Source organism: Brevibacterium picturae, assembly GCF_900105045.1.
Classification (GTDB): domain Bacteria; phylum Actinomycetota; class Actinomycetes; order Actinomycetales; family Brevibacteriaceae; genus Brevibacterium; species Brevibacterium picturae.
In genome coordinates this window covers 724,304-739,888 of record NZ_LT629739.1, presented here as the reverse complement: position 1 = coordinate 739,888, position 15,585 = coordinate 724,304, and the positions used below count along the sequence as shown (strand labels likewise).

Below are 15,585 nucleotides of genomic sequence, written 5' to 3'. Positions count from 1 at the left end.
CTCCTAATATCAAGGAGGGGTAGAAGAGTCTCGACTTCCTTCGGCGGTGCTAGCCGCATCAGGTTCGAGGGTCTGCAGCTCATCTGCACTCTCAGCGCCCCTTTCGGCGCTCCCCTGTCGTTGAGACCCACTGTACCCCAGTCGACGCGCTGCACCCGCTGCGGAAAGTTCACCTGCCGTTGACTCGGTGGTCGCCCACCGGGGCCGGAGCTTTCATTACCGTCGGGTAGGAATGACCGGGTGAAAGCACAACACCTGAGAACACCGATGAGTCTCCTGTCCGTCTCGGCGCTGCTGGCGGCGCTCGTCGCGGCGCCGATCCCCGCGCACGCCGAGCCTGCGCACGCGTCCTCGACCCAGGCCGAAGCGAATGAGGAGTCCGCGATCACCGACACCGTCCTGCAGGTCGGTGCCGATGAGAGCTCGCGCAAGCTATCGTGGATGAGCGAGAACTCCGGCGGGGGAGAGGTCCGCTGGGCCAAGACCTCCGAGCTCAACGGTTCGGCACTGCCCGACGACGCCGAAAGCGCTGAGACCACGGAATCAGGCCTGTCGACCGATCTCAAACGGCACTTCAACCATGCGTCCATGACTGAGCTGGAACCGAACACGGAGTACTCCTACCAGGTCGGCAGTGAGAAGGACGGCTTCTCCGACGTGGCACAGTTCGACACTGGTGTCGCCGGTGATGACAGCGAATTCCTCGTCTTCGGCGACCCACAGATCGGCGCCGGCGGTCAGCCCGATGACGCGACGGGCTGGGACAGGACCCTGAATTCCGCGCTGGAGACCGGGCAGGATCCGCGGTTCTTCTACTCCCTGGGCGACCAGGTGAACTCGGCAGGCGACCAGGGGCAGTACGAGCAGTACCTGGCTCCGGAGGCGACACGGACCGTCCCGCAGGCGACGACGATCGGGAACCACGACGTTGCCTCGAAGTCCTATGAGCAGCACTTCAATCGTCCCAACGTCAGTGGCGACCACGGCGGAAGCGGCGCCATCACCTCCGGCGGCGACTACTGGTTCATCGATTCGGGCGTGCTGTTCATCAACATCAACTCGAACGACGCCAACACCGACGAACATGCGGAGTTCATCGACGAGGTCGTGGCCGAGCACGGGGACCAGGCACGCTGGACGGTACTCGGTTTCCACCATTCGATCTATTCGACCGCGACCCACAACGATGATCTCGAGGTGAAGAGGCTGCGCGAAGCCATCCCACCGGTCGCAGCACGCAACGACATCGACCTTGTGGTCTCCGGCCACGACCACATCTATAACCGCACCTTCCTCATGGACGCCGAAGGCAAGAAGGTGGCGTCCTCCGATGCTGGATTCGAACAGCAGAAGGAGGAGGGGCAGACGATGTATCTGACGCTGACCTCTTCCTCAGGCTCGAAGTTCTACGACTACGTTCCGGGCCTGGACTGGGAGGCGAAAAGCGTCCACAACGACGTCCCCGCCTTCACCCGAGTGCGCGTGAGCGACGAATCGCTGCGCGCGACGACCTACGAGGTTCCCGCCGAGGGCGGGACTCAGGCCGCGTCAGAGGCGATCGACGATGTCGAGATCTCGCGCCAGAGTGACGAAGAACCGTCCCCGGACCATTGACGCCGAGGCGGACGCAGCCGGAGCCGACGCCGTCGACTCAGCTCGGAACGACCATGACCGGACCCTGGGCCTGGTGCAGGACGCCGCGTGAGATCGACCCCAGCAGAGCGCTCCTGACCGCTCCGCGACCGCGGGTGCCGAGGACGGTCAGCTGGGCAGTCTCCGTCAGCTCGGCGAGAACCTCGGTCGGATTTCCGATCGGCACCGCTGCGCTGACCTTGAGGTCGGGGAACTGCTCGGCCACAGCCGCGACCTCGGCCTCGAGCGCGGCCTCGAGCTCAGCCCTCCTCCGGCTGGTCACCTCGGTATTGAGCTCCAGCTCGGGATACCAATAGAGCCATTCCTTTCCGGAGGGAAGGACGGAGACGATCTCGAGTCGGGCTGCACGTGAACTGGCCGCCTCGGCGGCAGTGAACATTGCCAGGCGCCCGGCATCGGAACCGTCGACCGCGACGACGACTGCGCCCTCGTCCGCATCCGATCGGCGGCCGGAAACGACGATCGTCGGACAGTGCGAATGGGCGGGCAGGGCGGTGGAGACCGAGCCGAGGATTCGCCCCATGAATCCGCCGCGGCCTCGTGCCCCCACGACAACCGTTCCGGCGTGAGCGCTCAGGTCCCTCAAAACGCCAGCGGCATCGCCCTGGTCGGCGCGGTAGGAGACCTTGCCGGAGTGACCTCGCAGGAGCCCGGCCGCCTCGCCGAGGAGTTCCTCGACCGCCCGCTGCGCAGCCTCTGCCTCGTTCTCCTCCGGCATGGACGCAATGTTCGGATAGACCATGACCGGGACGGTGTATGCGGAGACGACGGTGAGGGCGATGCTGCGCCGGCCGGCTTCGGCCGCTCCATACTCGAGGGCGCGCGCAGCGAGCTCGGAGCCGTCATAGCCGACGAGGACGCCGAGGTCCGTCGGCGTCTGGTCAGCGGATAGATTCTCGGCAGTCATGGCAGGCCTCCAAATGGGGGCCGACTCTACCCGGACGAGGACGATGCCCCCGATCATCAGAACCGTCCTCGTCAGGCCCAGTCTACCAAGCAGCGACGCCAGGGTATTCGGTCACGAGGCGCGAAGTCGGTCCCTGAGGCACGGAGCCGGTTTCAGATCGCGAAGCCCATATGGGCCAGGGCGTAGTGGAGGATGTGCTCCTGCCCGTGGCACATCTCGCCGACGATATCGGGGCGCAGAGTCTCTTCCGGAGTCAGCCAGTCGAGGCTCAGCGCATCTGCGCGGGGAGTGCATTCCCCGCGGACTTCGAGGATGAAGCACATCGAGATCGCATGCTGTCGCGGGTCGTGGAGAAGAGATGACCCCTCGGTGGGGAAGTACTCCGCGATGTGGAATGGTGAGATCGCGGGCGGGATGACCGGCAGGGCCATGGGGCCGAGGTCATTCTCCGCGTGGCGCATCAGTGCAGTGCGGATGCTCTCATGGAAGCGGATGCGTCCGCCGACGACCTCTCGTCCTAGGGATCCGTCATCAAGACTGCGCAGCAGCAGTCCGATTCGCTCGACGTTTCCTGTTTCGCCCACACGCACGGGGATCGCGTTGACATAGGGGATGGGCAGGCGTCGTCGCAGCTGAGCGAACTCGGCATCATCAAACCAGTTTTCGTCGAAGTCCAGAGCAGTGCGCGTCATTCCTCAATTGTGGCACAGTTCACTGGCGGGCTCGAAGGGTCCACCGGAGGGGGCCGGGTGGTGGTGACTCCATGCGGTCGGGTAAAGTATCTTGATGTCGAGATAAAATTCTGGCCAGACCGTGACAGAGACGTGACGTAACCTACAGTTGTGTCAGTCGCTGGAAGACCTGAACGGTCAAGGACGTTTGAAGGGGTTAACCATGATCGATCATGAAGTCCGCACGCATAAGAGCTCAGAGAACCTGGCTCGCGAAGACCAACTCGCCTGGAAGATCGCCGAGGTCGCATCCGATACGACACCGGTGGACTCGGACGTCACCGAAATGGTGATCAACCGCGTCATCGACAACGCCTCGGTGGCCGCCGCCTCGGTGCGCCGCTCGGCCCCGCTGCACGCTCGCGAGCAGGCACAGACCCACCCGTACACACCCGGAGCCACCGTCTTCGGCCTGCCCCTGGGGGAGCGCTTCTCCCCGGAATGGGCAGCCTGGGCCAACGGGGTCGCCGTTCGTGAACTCGACTTCCATGACACCTTCCTCGCCGCCGAATACTCACACCCCGGCGACAACATCCCACCGGTCCTCGCGGTTGCCCAGCACAAGGGCATCAGCGGCAAAGACCTCATCAACGGCATCGCCACCGGCTACGAGATCCAGGTCGACCTGGTCAAGGGAATGTGCCTGCACGAACACAAGATCGACCACGTCGCCCACCTCGGCCCCTCCGCGGCAGCCGGCATCGGCGCCATGCTCGGCCTCGACACCGAGGTCACCTTCCAGGCGATCCAGCAGGCCCTGCACGTGACCACCGCGACCCGTCAGTCCCGCAAGGGCGAGATCTCCTCGTGGAAGGCACACGCCCCCGCATTCGCCGGCAAGATGGCCGTCGAATCTGTCGACCGTGCCATGCGCGGCGAAGGCGCACCCAACCCCATCTACGAAGGCGAAGACGGCTTCATCGCCTGGATCCTGTCGGGTCCCGAGGCCCGCTACACCATTCCTCTGCCCGGTGCGGGCGAGGCCAAGCGCGCAATCCTCGACACCTACACCAAGGAGCACTCCGCCGAATACCAGGCGCAGGCCCTCATCGACCTCGCTCGCAAGCTCGGTGGCCAGATCGAGGATCTGTCGAAGATCAAGCGCGTCGTCATCCACACCTCGCACCACACGCACAACGTCATCGGCACCGGCGCCAACGATCCGCAGAAGATGGATCCCAAGGCCAGCCGCGAGACCCTCGACCACTCGATCATGTACATCTTCGCCGTGGCCATGGAGGATCAGGGTTGGCACCACGAGCACTCATACGCTCCTGAGCGCGCCGGACGCCCCGACACCGTCAAGCTGTGGCACAAGATCGAGACCACCGAGGACAAGGAATGGACTCGCCGCTACCACTCGACTGACCCCAACGAGAAGGCCTTCGGCGGCCGCGTGGAGATCGAATTCGAGGACGGCTCGACCCTGGTCGATGACATCGCCGTGGCCGACGCGCACCCCTTCGGTGCCCGTCCCTTCGCCCGCGCGAACTACATCGAGAAGTTCAAGACCCTGTCCGAGGGCATCCTGACCGGTGCCGAGCAGACTCGCTTCATCGACCTGGCCGAGAACCTCGAGAACCTCGATGCCAAGGGTGTGGCCGAGCTCAGCTTCACCGTCGACGGACTCGAGCACACCGGTTCGAAGGGAATCTTCTGATGTTGGGGGCAACAGCAACGCCGGCCGAGCGCCGCGCGAAGTTCCGCGAGCTCCTCGCCGGTGACCAGATCGTCCAGTTCCCCGGCGCCATCAACCCGATCAATGCTCAGATCATCGAGCAGACCGGCTTCGAAGGCGTCTACATCTCCGGCGGTGCGTTCTCCGCAGCCATGGGCCTGCCCGATATCGGACTGACCACGCTCACCGAGGTGGCCGACCACGGGCGCAACATTGCCGGGGTGACGAACCTGCCGACCTTCATCGATGCCGACACCGGCTGGGGCGAGGCTATGAACGTGGCCCGCACCATCCAGGTATTCGAAGACGCCGGAATCTCGGGCATGCACCTCGAGGACCAGGTGAATCCGAAACGCTGCGGCCACCTCGACGGCAAAGAGGTTGTCACCGCTGCCGAGATGAGCAAGCGCATCAAAGCCGCCGTCAAGGGCCGCCGGGACGAGAACTTCGTCATCAGCGCCCGCACCGACTCTCGCGCAGGCGAGGGCCTCGACGCGGCGATCGACCGTGCCAAGGCCTACGTCGACGCCGGCGCGGACCTGATCTTCCCCGAAGCCATGCGTGACCTGAGCGAGTTCGAGAAGTTCGCCAGCAGCGTGGATGTGCCGATTCTGGCGAACATGACAGAATTCGGAAAGAGCGAACTGTTCACCACCGAGCAGTTGGCGAACGTCGGAGTCAAAGTCGTGATCTACCCGGTCACAACTCTGCGACTCGCCATGGGTGCGATCAAATCGGGCCTGCAGACCATTCGCGATCAGGGCACCCAGGTGGACCTGCTCGAGGGCATGCAGAACCGTGCGGACCTCTACGACACGATCGACTACGCTGCGTACAACGATTTTGACGCTGCCGTATTCAACTTTTCACAGGAGGGTCACCAGTGACCGAAGAAATCAAGAAGGGCCTCGCCGGCGTCGTCGTCGATACCACGGCCGTTTCGAAAGTAGTCCAGGAAACGAACTCGCTCACCTACCGCGGTTACCCCGTGCAGGAACTCGCCGCCAAGTGCAGCTCCGAGGAAGTCTCCTACCTGATCTGGAACGGCGAACTGCCGACCGCGGCTCAGCTCGAGGAGTTCACGGCCCGCGAGCGTGCTCAGCGGACCATCGACGACAAGCTCGTCCAGCTCATCCTCGACCTGCCCAAGGACTGCCACCCGATGCACGTGGTGCAGACCGCGGTGGCCTACCTCGGCGCTGTCGACCCCGATGCTGATGTGGAAGGCGTCGAAGCCAACCTCGCGAAGGCCGAGCGTCTCTACGCACAGCTGCCGACGATCGTGGCCATCGACCACCGTCGCCGCCACGGACTCGATCCGATCGCACCGACGAAGGACCTCGGCTACGCCGCGAACTTCTTCAAGATGGTCTTCGACGAGGTTCCCACCGAGGAGGTCGTGCGCTGCTTCGACATCTCGATGATCCTCTATGCGGAGCACTCGTTCAACGCTTCGACGTTCACCAGCCGTGTCATCACCTCCACGACGTCCGACCTGTACTCGGCGGTCGCCGGTGGCATCGGGGCTCTCAAGGGTCCTCTGCACGGCGGCGCCAACGAGGCCGTCATGGCGATGCTCGAAGAAGTCGGCAGCGCCGACAAGGCTTCGGCTTGGATCGATGACGCTCTGGCCAACAAGGCCAAGATCATGGGCTTCGGTCACCGCGTCTACAAGAACGGCGACTCGCGTGTGCCGACCATGCGCAAGGCCTTCGAGAATATGGTCGCGGCCAAGGGCGCAACCGATCTTCTCGATCTCTACAACGCCTTCGAAGAGGACTTCGTCTCACGCAAGGGCATCTACCCGAATCTCGACTATCCCTCGGGTCCGGCGTACCACCTCATGGGCTTCGACACCGATCAGTTCACCCCGATCTTCGTCATGGCCCGCATCACGGGCTGGACCGCTCACATCATGGAGCAGCAGGCCGATAATGCCCTGATCCGTCCGCTGAGTGCCTACGACGGTCACGAGCAGCGCGAAGTTCCCGAGGACCGGGGCTGAAGCGCCGCAGCTGAAAGGCTATGCACATGACCGCTGACGGAATCTACCGTCCGGTCGATCTCGAGGGTTTCGACTTCACCGTCACAGGTGGAGTCGGAACCCTCGTCATTGATCGGCCTGAAAAACGCAACGCCATCTCCCGCCCGATGTGGCGGGCGCTGCCCGACATCATCGCCGGTGTCGACGCCGATGACTCGATCGGAGCGCTGGTGATCACCGGTGCGGCCGGGCACTTCTCCGCCGGCTCCGACATCGCCGACCTCAACGTCGCACTGGACGACTTCTGGGAGCTCAATTCCACCGCCGAGGCTGCCGTGGCCGATGCCCGAACGACGACCATCGCGGCCATCACCGGCAACTGCGTGGGCGGGGGCACCGAGATCGCCGCTGCCTGCGACATCCGCATCGCCGCCCCCGGTTCGATCTTCGGCGTCACCGCAGCGAAGCTCGGTCTCGTCTACCCGCCGGGACCGACCCGCCGTCTGGCCACTGTCCTTGGTGACTCGTGGGCCAGGTACCTGCTGGTCACGGCCTCGATCGTGAAGTTCGACCAGATGCGCGAGCTCGGCTTCTTCCATGAGGTCTCCGAGACTCCTCTGGAGTCGGCGCAGACGATGGGGGAGAAGATCGTCGGTCTCTCACGTCTGTCCCAGATCGGGTCGAAGGCGGTTCTTAACGGCGAGCTGAGTGACGAAGCCGCCCCACCACAGTGGCTCGACGAGGCCTATCGGGACGAGATCGCCCGCGGACAGGAGGCGTTCTTCGCGAAGCGCCCGCCTGAGTTCGGCTTCCGGGGCACGGACTGGGTCGAGGAATGAATTCTGTGGTTAAACTGATCGAATGCGCCTAGCAGTCCTCGATATCGGGTCCAACAGCGTCCACCTCCTCGTGGTCGACGCCCATGTCGGAGCCCCTCCCTTGCCCGCCACCTCCCACAAAGAGATCCTGCGCCTCGCTGAGTACCTCGGTGACGATGGAATGATCGACACCGCCGGACAGGAACGGCTGCACAGCTTCATCGCCGAGGCGGTGGAGATCGCCGAGGACCAGGGGTCGGAACAGATCCTGGCGTTCGCCACCTCGGCGGTCAGGGACGCACCGAACGGTGCCGAACTCATCGAAGCGATCAACTCACAGCTCGGTGTCACCCTCAACGTGATGTCGGGCAAGGACGAGGCCCGAGTCACGTTCCTCGCAGTGAGACGCTGGTTCGGCTGGTCGGCCGGGAAGATCCTGCTGCTTGACATCGGCGGAGGTTCCCTTGAGATCGCCGCCGGACAGGACGAATATCCGGAAGCCGCAGTGTCCGTGCCGCTGGGCGCCGGTCGCACCTATTCCGAATTCCTCCCCGACCCTCTGCCCAGCGCCGAGGACATTCACAGTCTGCAGAAATACGCCCGGTCCCAAATCGGGCGCATCGCCGGCAAGATCAACCGAGTGGGCTCCGCCGATCAAGTCGTGGGATCGTCGAAGACATTCCGGTCGCTGGCCCGGATCGCGGGTGCGGCACCGAGCGGGGACGGCATCTACGCCCCACGCAAACTCTTCCGCCGCGACCTCTCAGGAATCATCGAGACCCTGTCCTCACGGACCCCGGAAGAGCGTGCGACGCTGCCGGGCGTCTCCCAGGCGCGGGCCGGTCAGGTCCTGGCCGGCGCCATCGTCGCCGACGCCGCCTTCGCGATCTTCGATGTCAATGTCATGAATATCTCACCATGGGCACTGCGCGAAGGCATCATCATGCGCAAACTCGACCTGCTCGATTCCGCGGAGACCTCCTCGGCGATGCGGGTGGAGCTGGTCTGAGCCCTTTCGCAATTGAGCGTTGTGTTTCCCTTCTGCGCATTGCCTGTTAGATTTTTCCTAACTGCCGTGCACGGACCACATGTTGAAACCCGGGCGCAATAATGGTGGGAACGCACACGCTCCGAGAAGGAAAAGAACTGTCAATGCGAAATGGCGAGTTGTCCCCATCGTTCCGCGATGAAGCACTGCACACCCTTGAGAACACATCCCCCGACAACCCCCTGGACGTCTTCGTCGTGGGCGGCGGCGTCACGGGAGCCGGCTCCGCGTTCGATGCGGCCACCCGCGGACTGAAGGTCGGGGTCGTCGACGCCAAGGACTGGGCCTCGGGCACCTCCTCGCGGTCCTCGAAGCTCATGCACGGCGGACTGCGCTACCTCGAGATGCTCGACTTCAAGCTCGTGGCCGAGGCGCTGAAGGAACGCGATCTCCTCCTCCAGCACACGGCTCCCCATCTGGTCGAGCCCGTCGCCTTCGTCTTCCCCTTCGAACACCGTCTCATCGATCGTGCCTTCATCGGCTCGGGCGTTCTGCTCTACGACACAATGGCCACCCGTCCGGGGCGCAAACGTGCCGTGCCGATGCACCGGCACCTGGGCAAGAAGGCATTGTCATCGCATTTCCCCGGTCTTGCCGACGAGGCCGCCGTCGGTGCCCTCGAATACTACGATGCGAAGGTCGATGACGCCCGCTTCGTGATGACGCTCATCCGCTCGGCCGCAGGCTACGGTGCCGCGGCGGCCAACCACGTGTCCGTCATCGACTACCTCCACGACGGCGACAGGGTCTCCGGCGTCCGCGCCCGGGATGAGATGACCGGCCGCGAGTTCGATATCCACGCTCGCCGCACGATCCTGGCCGGGGGAGTCTGGACCGAGGAACAGCAGGACCTGGCCCAGGCCGACGCCGGTCTGAAAGTGCTCGCCTCGAAGGGCGTGCACATCACCGTCGACCAGGACAAGATCAAGGCGGACCCGAACACCGGCATCATCTCGAAGACGGAGAAGTCCGTGCTCTTCGTGATCCCGTGGGAGGGCTACTGGGTCATCGGCACCACGGACACACCGTGGGACCAGGACGTCGACTCACCGGTGGCCAACTCCGACGACATCGAATACCTGCTCAAGCACGCGAACGCGATCCTGACCGAGAAGCTCACCCGCAACGACGTCATCGGCGTCTACTCCGGCCTCCGCCCGCTGCTGCAGCCCGTGGTCAAGGAGGGTCAGGCCTCGACGAAGGTCTCGCGCGAACACACGGTGATGGAGGTCGAACCCGCGCTGGCTGCGATCGCCGGCGGCAAGTTCACGACCTATCGCGTGATGGCCGAAGACGCCGTCGACTTCGTCCTCGGCGACGATGCGAAGGACCGGCGCTCACTGACCGAATCGATTCCGCTGCTCGGCGCCCAGGGAGTCGGTGCCGTGAGACGCGGACAGTCCGGCATCGCCGAGAAGTACGGCTGGGACGAAGACCGTGTGCAGCGACTCATCCGCCGCTACGGCACCCTGGTCGAGGACATCTTCGACCTCGTTGACGAGGACCCCGAACTCGGCCGGCCGCTGCCGGGTGCGCAGCGCTACCTCCGCGCCGAAGCCCACTACGCGGCGACCTCGGAAGGGGCCGTCCACCTCGGCGATATTCTGGAGCGCCGGATGCGGCTGAACTACGAGGTCAGGGACCGCGGCAAGGCTGCCGCCGAGGCGGTCGCCGCCATCGTCGCTCCGATCCTCGGGTGGGACGCGGACCGAGAGGCGAGTGAAATCGCGGGCTTCAACGCCCACGTCGATGCGCAGATCACCGCGGAAACCACCCACGACGATGCCTCAGCCGCGGCGCTGGTGGAGGAGTCCCTCAAACCGCAGTAACCGCACACAGGAAAAACAAACAATAGGAGTTTGTGAGATATGGGTACCATATTCCTCTACGAGATCGCCGGCACGGCGATGCTCATACTGCTCGGCGTCGGCGTCGTCGCCAATGTCGTTCTGGGCAAGACGAAGGGCAATGGGGGAGGATGGCTCCTCATCTCGTTCGGCTGGGGCCTGGCCGTCTTCGCCGGTGTCTTCGTCGCCTTCAAGACCGGTGCGCACATCAACCCGGCGGTGACCTTCGGCATCCTCGCCAGCGGGGCCGAAGAGTACGCTCCCGGCATCGCCGTGAACTTCGGCAACACCATCGCCTACCTCGCGGCGGAGATGATCGGTGCCATGATCGGTGCCTTCCTCGCCTGGGCCGTGTACAAGAAGCACTACGACGAGGAGAAAGAGGCCGGCAACATCCTCGGCACCTTCTCCACCGGTCCCGAGGTCCGCAGCTACGGCTGGAACTTCGTCACCGAGGTCATCGCCACCTTCGTCCTCGTCTTCGTCATCCTGCTCTTCGGAGAGACCCCGCACGAATTGGGACCACTGGCCGTCGGCCTCCTCGTCGTCGCCATCGGCGCCTCACTGGGTGGGCCCACCGGCTACGCGATCAACCCCGCACGTGACCTCGGGCCCCGCATCGTCCACGCCCTGCTGCCGATCCAGAACAAGGGCAGTTCCGACTGGGCGTATTCGTGGGTGCCGGTCGCCGGCCCCATCGTCGGCGGCGTCATCGCCGGCGTGGCCTCGCAGGCCTTCGTTTGAGCCACACGCCGATCTCTGAGCCACCAGCACCATCGACACACATCGAGACACAGGAGTCAGAATGAGTCAGGAAAAGTACATCCTCGCCATCGACCAGGGCACCACCTCGTCGAGGGCCATCGTCTTCGACCACGACGGTCAGATCGTGTCCTCGGGCCAGCTCGAGCACGAACAGATCTTCCCCCGCGCCGGCTGGGTCGAACACGACCCGATGGAGATCGTCAGGAATACGAACGAGGCGATCGGTCAGGCCCTGGCCCGTGCCGACATCAACCGCCACCAGCTCGAAGGCGTGGGGATCACGAATCAGCGTGAGACCACTGTCATCTGGAACAAGAACACCGGAAAGCCCGTCTACAACGCGATCGTCTGGCAGGACACCAGGACCCAGAAGATCTGCGATGAGCTCGCCGGAGACGAGGGACCAGACAAGTACAAGGAACGGGTCGGCCTTCCTCTGGCCACCTACTTCGCCGGGCCGAAGGCCAAGTGGGTCTTCGACAACGTCGATGGAGTCAGGGAGTCCGCCGAGGCCGGGGAACTGCTCTTCGGCACCATGGACACCTGGGTGATCTGGAACCTCACCGGCGGCGTCAACGGCGGAATCCACGTCACCGACGTGACGAATGCTTCGCGCACGATGCTCATGAACGTCAAGAGCCTCGACTGGAACGAGGAGATCGCCGGCGACATGGGCATCCCCGTGTCGATGCTGCCGGAGATCAAGTCCTGTTCGGAGGTCTACGGCTACGGCGCCAAGAACGGTCTCATCATCGACACCCCGATCTGCGGCATCCTTGGTGATCAGCAGGCGGCGACCTTCGGCCAGGCATGCTTCGAGAAGGGGCAGGCCAAGAACACCTACGGCACCGGCAACTTCATGCTCATCAACACCGGTACCGAGCCTGTGGCCAGCAAAAACGGTCTGCTCACAACCGTGGCCTACAAGATCGGCGACGCCGAGGCGGTCTACGCCCTCGAGGGATCCATCGCCGTGACGGGGTCGCTCGTGCAGTGGCTGCGCGACAATCTCGGAATCATCTCGAGTGCCCCCGAGGTCGAGACCTTGGCGAAGCAGGTCGACGACAACGGCGGCTGCTACATCGTGCCGGCCTTCTCGGGACTCTTCGCCCCGCATTGGGAATCCGACGCGCGTGGTGTGATGGTGGGCCTGACCCGCTACGTCAACAAGAACCACATCGCTCGTGCGGCTCTCGAATCGGTGGCGTTCCAGTCCCGTGAGGTCCTCGACGCAATGGATCTCGATTCGGGTGTTGCGCTCACCGAGCTCAAGGTCGACGGCGGCATGGTTGCCAACGAGACCCTCATGCAGTTCCAGGCCGACCTCCTCGGCGTGCCCGTCATCCGTCCCGAGGTCGTCGAGACCACGGCCCTGGGCGCGGCATACGCGGCTGGCATCGCCGTGAAGTTCTGGAACGGCGAGGACGATGTCAAGGCCAATTGGCGCGAGGGCAAACGCTGGGAGCCGTCCATGGACGAGGACACGGTCGCCCGCGTCTACCGTCTGTGGAACAAGGCCGTCGAGAAGTCGAAGAAGTGGGTCGACGAGGACGTCGAAGAGCTTCAAGGCTGATCCCTCGCCGAGGTGGGCCTCAGCCGAGGTCGATCGTGAACATGCGCTCTGGCACCGCCGGGGACACCCCATCGAAGACGTGGGTGATCTCCGTGCGGTGCCAGCGGTGTTTGGCATAGAAGCGCATCGCGCGCCCATTGCCTTCGGCGACCATGAGATAGGCGCGGCCGTACCCCAGCGCCCGCAGCTCGCCCTCCAAGGCGTGGAGGAGCAGCGCGCCGGCACCGGTGCCGAAGGCCTCGGGATGGAGATTGATCGACGCCAGCTGCCCCAGTCCAGTGGCCTCGGGGAGCCGGTCGAGCACCTCGGCGGTGTCCCTGGGAGGGCACACCCCGCCGAAGCCGAGAACTCGGTCATCGGCGGAGGGACTGCCGTCGGTCTGCACCGCGACCAGCGTCGACATCGGATTCTCTTCCGCGCTGAGGTTGCGCGACCACTCTGCCCTCTGCCGGTCGATGTCGAGGGAGTCGAGGACCGTATCCGCCATGATGCCGCGGTAGGCGGCCGTCCACGCTGCGATGTGGATTTCGGCGATCTGCGCGGAATCATCGACGCGGGCCCGGCGAACTCGATAATCAACCATTCGTCGAGCTTAGCGTCTTCAGGGCTTATGCTTTCTGAGGGAATATGGAATCTTCGAGGACTAAACTGGGTGAGATGAGCAGGGCGAAACGGTCGAAGTCAACGCGCAAGGTGTACACCGCCAAGAATTCCGCGCGGTCCAATTCGCGACGGCACCGTGAGTACTTCGACAGCCATGAGGTCTACGACCACGAGATTCAGCACAGTTCGGAGCACAGGATCCGGATCGGCCTCTCCAGCTCCTCGGTGTCGCCGATGACCGTGGCCGAGACATTCTCCCAAGCGGCCAAGCACGGCTACGACGGTGTCGAGATCATGGTCACTCACAATGCCGAGACACGAGATGTCGACCTCATCAACGGCCTGGCTGCGAAGACCGGCCTCGAGGTCATGTCACTGCATGCCCCGACCCTGCTCTTCCTGCCGCGCGTTCTGCACAAGGACCACTGGGAGAAGCTGCGCATCACCGCGAACCTCGCGAAGGCCGTCGGAGCCAAGACCGTGGTTCTGCACCCGCCGTTTCGGTGGCAGGGCGAATATGCTCTGGGCTTCGTCGACGGTGTGCGCCAGGTGTCACAGGAGACCGGAGTCACCCTCGCCGTGGAGAACATGTACCCCTGGCGGGCCGGCGTGCGCGAGATCCTCGTCTACTACCCCGACTGGAACCCGCTCGACGAGGACTACGATGCCCTGACCTTCGACTTCTCCCACGCCTCGACGGCCGGAATGAACGCCGTCGAAACCGTGTCGGAGATCTTCGACAAACTGCGCCACGTCCACCTCACCGACGGTTCCGGATCTCTCAAGGACGAGCACCTGATCCCCGGTGCCGGCACCATGCCCGTGGCCGAGACCATGCAATACCTCGCCAAACACGATTGGGCCGGCGACGTCGTCGTCGAGGTTAACACGCGCTTCGTCACGAAGCAGGCCACCAGAGAGCAGATGCTCGCCGATTCCATTGCCTTCGCCCGTACCCACCTCGGTCTCGAGTCCGAGGTCCGCCACCGCAATGCCTCGAGCCATGTGCGCACGAGCCAGATGCGCACGGGCCAGACGCGCACGAGCGAGATGCGCGCCAACGACGGACAGTCGAACTCCTGAACGCACCGCGAACCAGTCAACGATCATCGAACAACCACAGAAGGGCAGGTCTGATTTGACCTCCATCGCCTCCATCGGCACCGGAAACATGGGCACGGCACTGATCAAGGGAATCCTCAGCGCCGACGAGAAGCTCGACGTCCGCGCGACAACGAACTCGGCCGCCTCGGCGAGGCGACTCGCAGCGGAGCTCCCGAGCGCCACCGTCACCTCGGCGGAGGACGATGCCGAGGCCAACCGGAAGGCCGCCGCGGGCGCTGACTTCGTCTTCCTCGGGGTCAAACCGTGGATGATGGCCGAGACGGTGCGGGACCTGGCCCCGAGCCTGAGCGCCGACACAGTGCTCGTGTCGATGGCCGCCGGCGTCGCCATGGCCGATCTGGCCGTTCTGGCTCCCGAGAGCCCGATCGTGCGCATCATGCCCAACACGCCCAGTTCCATCGGGCACGGCGTCATTGCGCTGGCTCCCTCCGCCGAGGTGGCCGAGACGACCACGGAGACCCTGCGGACCATGCTGTCCGGGGCCGGGCTCGTCGTGGAACTCGACGAGACCGAGATTCCCGCCATGACCGGGATCTCCGGCTCGGGTGTGGCCTATTTCTTCCTTCTGGCGGAGTCGATGATCGCGGCCGGTGTGAAGATGGGGCTGAGCGAGGAGACCGCCAAACAGATGGTCGTGGCCACCGCGGACGGAGCCGGACGGCTCCTGATCGAGAAGCCGGACCCGAGCGCCCAGCGACAGGCCGTCAGCAGCAAGGGCGGGACGACACTCGCAGGGCTGAATACCTTCATCGATGCGGGAATCTTCGACATCGCCGAGGCGGCTGCGCAGGCCGCGGGCGACCGCTCCCTCGAGATGGAGAAGGAGAACTCCGAGGTCATCAACGGCTGAGAG

General features: G+C 64.4%; 14 protein-coding genes and 1 riboswitch. Of the genes, 11 read left to right on the top strand and 3 right to left on the bottom strand.

Annotation, left to right across the window (positions count from 1 at the left end; translation table 11 throughout):
* Positions 1-18: 18 nt before the first annotated feature.
* A riboswitch (TPP riboswitch) is annotated at positions 19-126 on the bottom strand.
* Between the two features lie 114 nt (positions 127-240).
* Entirely contained in the window at positions 241-1,614 is a 1,374-nt protein-coding gene (locus BLT92_RS03500; RefSeq protein WP_157691310.1) for a purple acid phosphatase family protein, read from the top strand.
* A gap of 37 nt (positions 1,615-1,651) precedes the next feature.
* Here the strand turns inward: BLT92_RS03500 and BLT92_RS03495 are convergent, their stop codons facing one another.
* The gene (locus tag BLT92_RS03495; RefSeq protein ID WP_092108733.1) at positions 1,652-2,560 is read right to left on the bottom strand and encodes a universal stress protein; all 909 of its coding nucleotides are present in this window, start codon (positions 2,558-2,560) and stop codon (positions 1,652-1,654) included.
* A gap of 152 nt (positions 2,561-2,712) precedes the next feature.
* On the bottom strand, positions 2,713-3,252 hold the full coding sequence (locus BLT92_RS03490) for a DUF4916 domain-containing protein (RefSeq protein WP_092103219.1): 540 nt from the start codon (positions 3,250-3,252) through the stop codon (positions 2,713-2,715).
* A gap of 202 nt (positions 3,253-3,454) precedes the next feature.
* Here BLT92_RS03490 and BLT92_RS03485 point away from each other — a divergent pair, with 202 nt between their 5' ends.
* The 8 genes from BLT92_RS03485 (at position 3,455) to glpK (ending at position 13,004) form a co-directional block, all read left to right on the top strand.
* Entirely contained in the window at positions 3,455-4,951 is a 1,497-nt protein-coding gene (locus BLT92_RS03485) for an MmgE/PrpD family protein (RefSeq protein WP_092103218.1), read from the top strand.
* Positions 4,951-5,856 (top strand): methylisocitrate lyase, encoded by a 906-nt coding sequence (gene prpB, locus BLT92_RS03480; RefSeq protein ID WP_092103216.1) that lies wholly within the window; start codon positions 4,951-4,953, stop codon positions 5,854-5,856. Before BLT92_RS03485 ends, prpB begins: the two co-directional genes overlap by 1 nt.
* On the top strand, positions 5,853-6,974 hold the full coding sequence (locus BLT92_RS03475; protein WP_092103215.1) for a bifunctional 2-methylcitrate synthase/citrate synthase: 1,122 nt from the start codon (positions 5,853-5,855) through the stop codon (positions 6,972-6,974). Before prpB ends, BLT92_RS03475 begins: the two co-directional genes overlap by 4 nt.
* Positions 6,975-7,000: 26 nt before the next feature.
* Positions 7,001-7,792, top strand: coding sequence for an enoyl-CoA hydratase/isomerase family protein (locus tag BLT92_RS03470; RefSeq protein WP_092108731.1), 792 nt, complete (start codon positions 7,001-7,003; stop codon positions 7,790-7,792).
* A gap of 22 nt (positions 7,793-7,814) precedes the next feature.
* On the top strand, positions 7,815-8,780 hold the full coding sequence (locus BLT92_RS03465; protein WP_092103213.1) for a Ppx/GppA phosphatase family protein: 966 nt from the start codon (positions 7,815-7,817) through the stop codon (positions 8,778-8,780).
* A 143-nt stretch (positions 8,781-8,923) separates the two neighbouring features.
* Positions 8,924-10,648 carry a glycerol-3-phosphate dehydrogenase/oxidase gene (locus tag BLT92_RS03460; RefSeq protein ID WP_092103211.1) on the top strand — a complete coding sequence of 575 codons (1,725 nt, stop codon included), beginning with the start codon at positions 8,924-8,926 and terminating at the stop codon, positions 10,646-10,648.
* Positions 10,649-10,687: 39 nt separating this feature from the next.
* The gene (locus BLT92_RS03455) at positions 10,688-11,410 is read left to right on the top strand and encodes an MIP/aquaporin family protein (protein ID WP_092103209.1); all 723 of its coding nucleotides are present in this window, start codon (positions 10,688-10,690) and stop codon (positions 11,408-11,410) included.
* A 61-nt stretch (positions 11,411-11,471) separates the two neighbouring features.
* Positions 11,472-13,004, top strand: coding sequence for a glycerol kinase GlpK (glpK, locus tag BLT92_RS03450; RefSeq protein ID WP_092103207.1), 1,533 nt, complete (start codon positions 11,472-11,474; stop codon positions 13,002-13,004).
* 19 nt (positions 13,005-13,023) lie between these two features.
* Here glpK and BLT92_RS03445 read toward each other — a convergent pair whose 3' ends face one another.
* Complete coding sequence (locus tag BLT92_RS03445) at positions 13,024-13,587, bottom strand: GNAT family N-acetyltransferase (protein WP_092103205.1); 564 nt, start codon at positions 13,585-13,587, stop codon at positions 13,024-13,026.
* Positions 13,588-13,661: 74 nt separating this feature from the next.
* On the opposite strand from BLT92_RS03445, the gene BLT92_RS03440 reads away from it, so the two are divergent.
* Both BLT92_RS03440 and proC read left to right on the top strand, forming a co-directional pair.
* Positions 13,662-14,690 carry a sugar phosphate isomerase/epimerase family protein gene (locus tag BLT92_RS03440; RefSeq protein WP_092103204.1) on the top strand — a complete coding sequence of 343 codons (1,029 nt, stop codon included), beginning with the start codon at positions 13,662-13,664 and terminating at the stop codon, positions 14,688-14,690.
* Positions 14,691-14,745: 55 nt separating this feature from the next.
* Positions 14,746-15,582, top strand: a complete 837-nt coding sequence (gene proC / locus BLT92_RS03435; protein WP_092103203.1) for a pyrroline-5-carboxylate reductase — start codon at positions 14,746-14,748, stop codon at positions 15,580-15,582.
* Positions 15,583-15,585 lie beyond the last annotated feature (3 nt).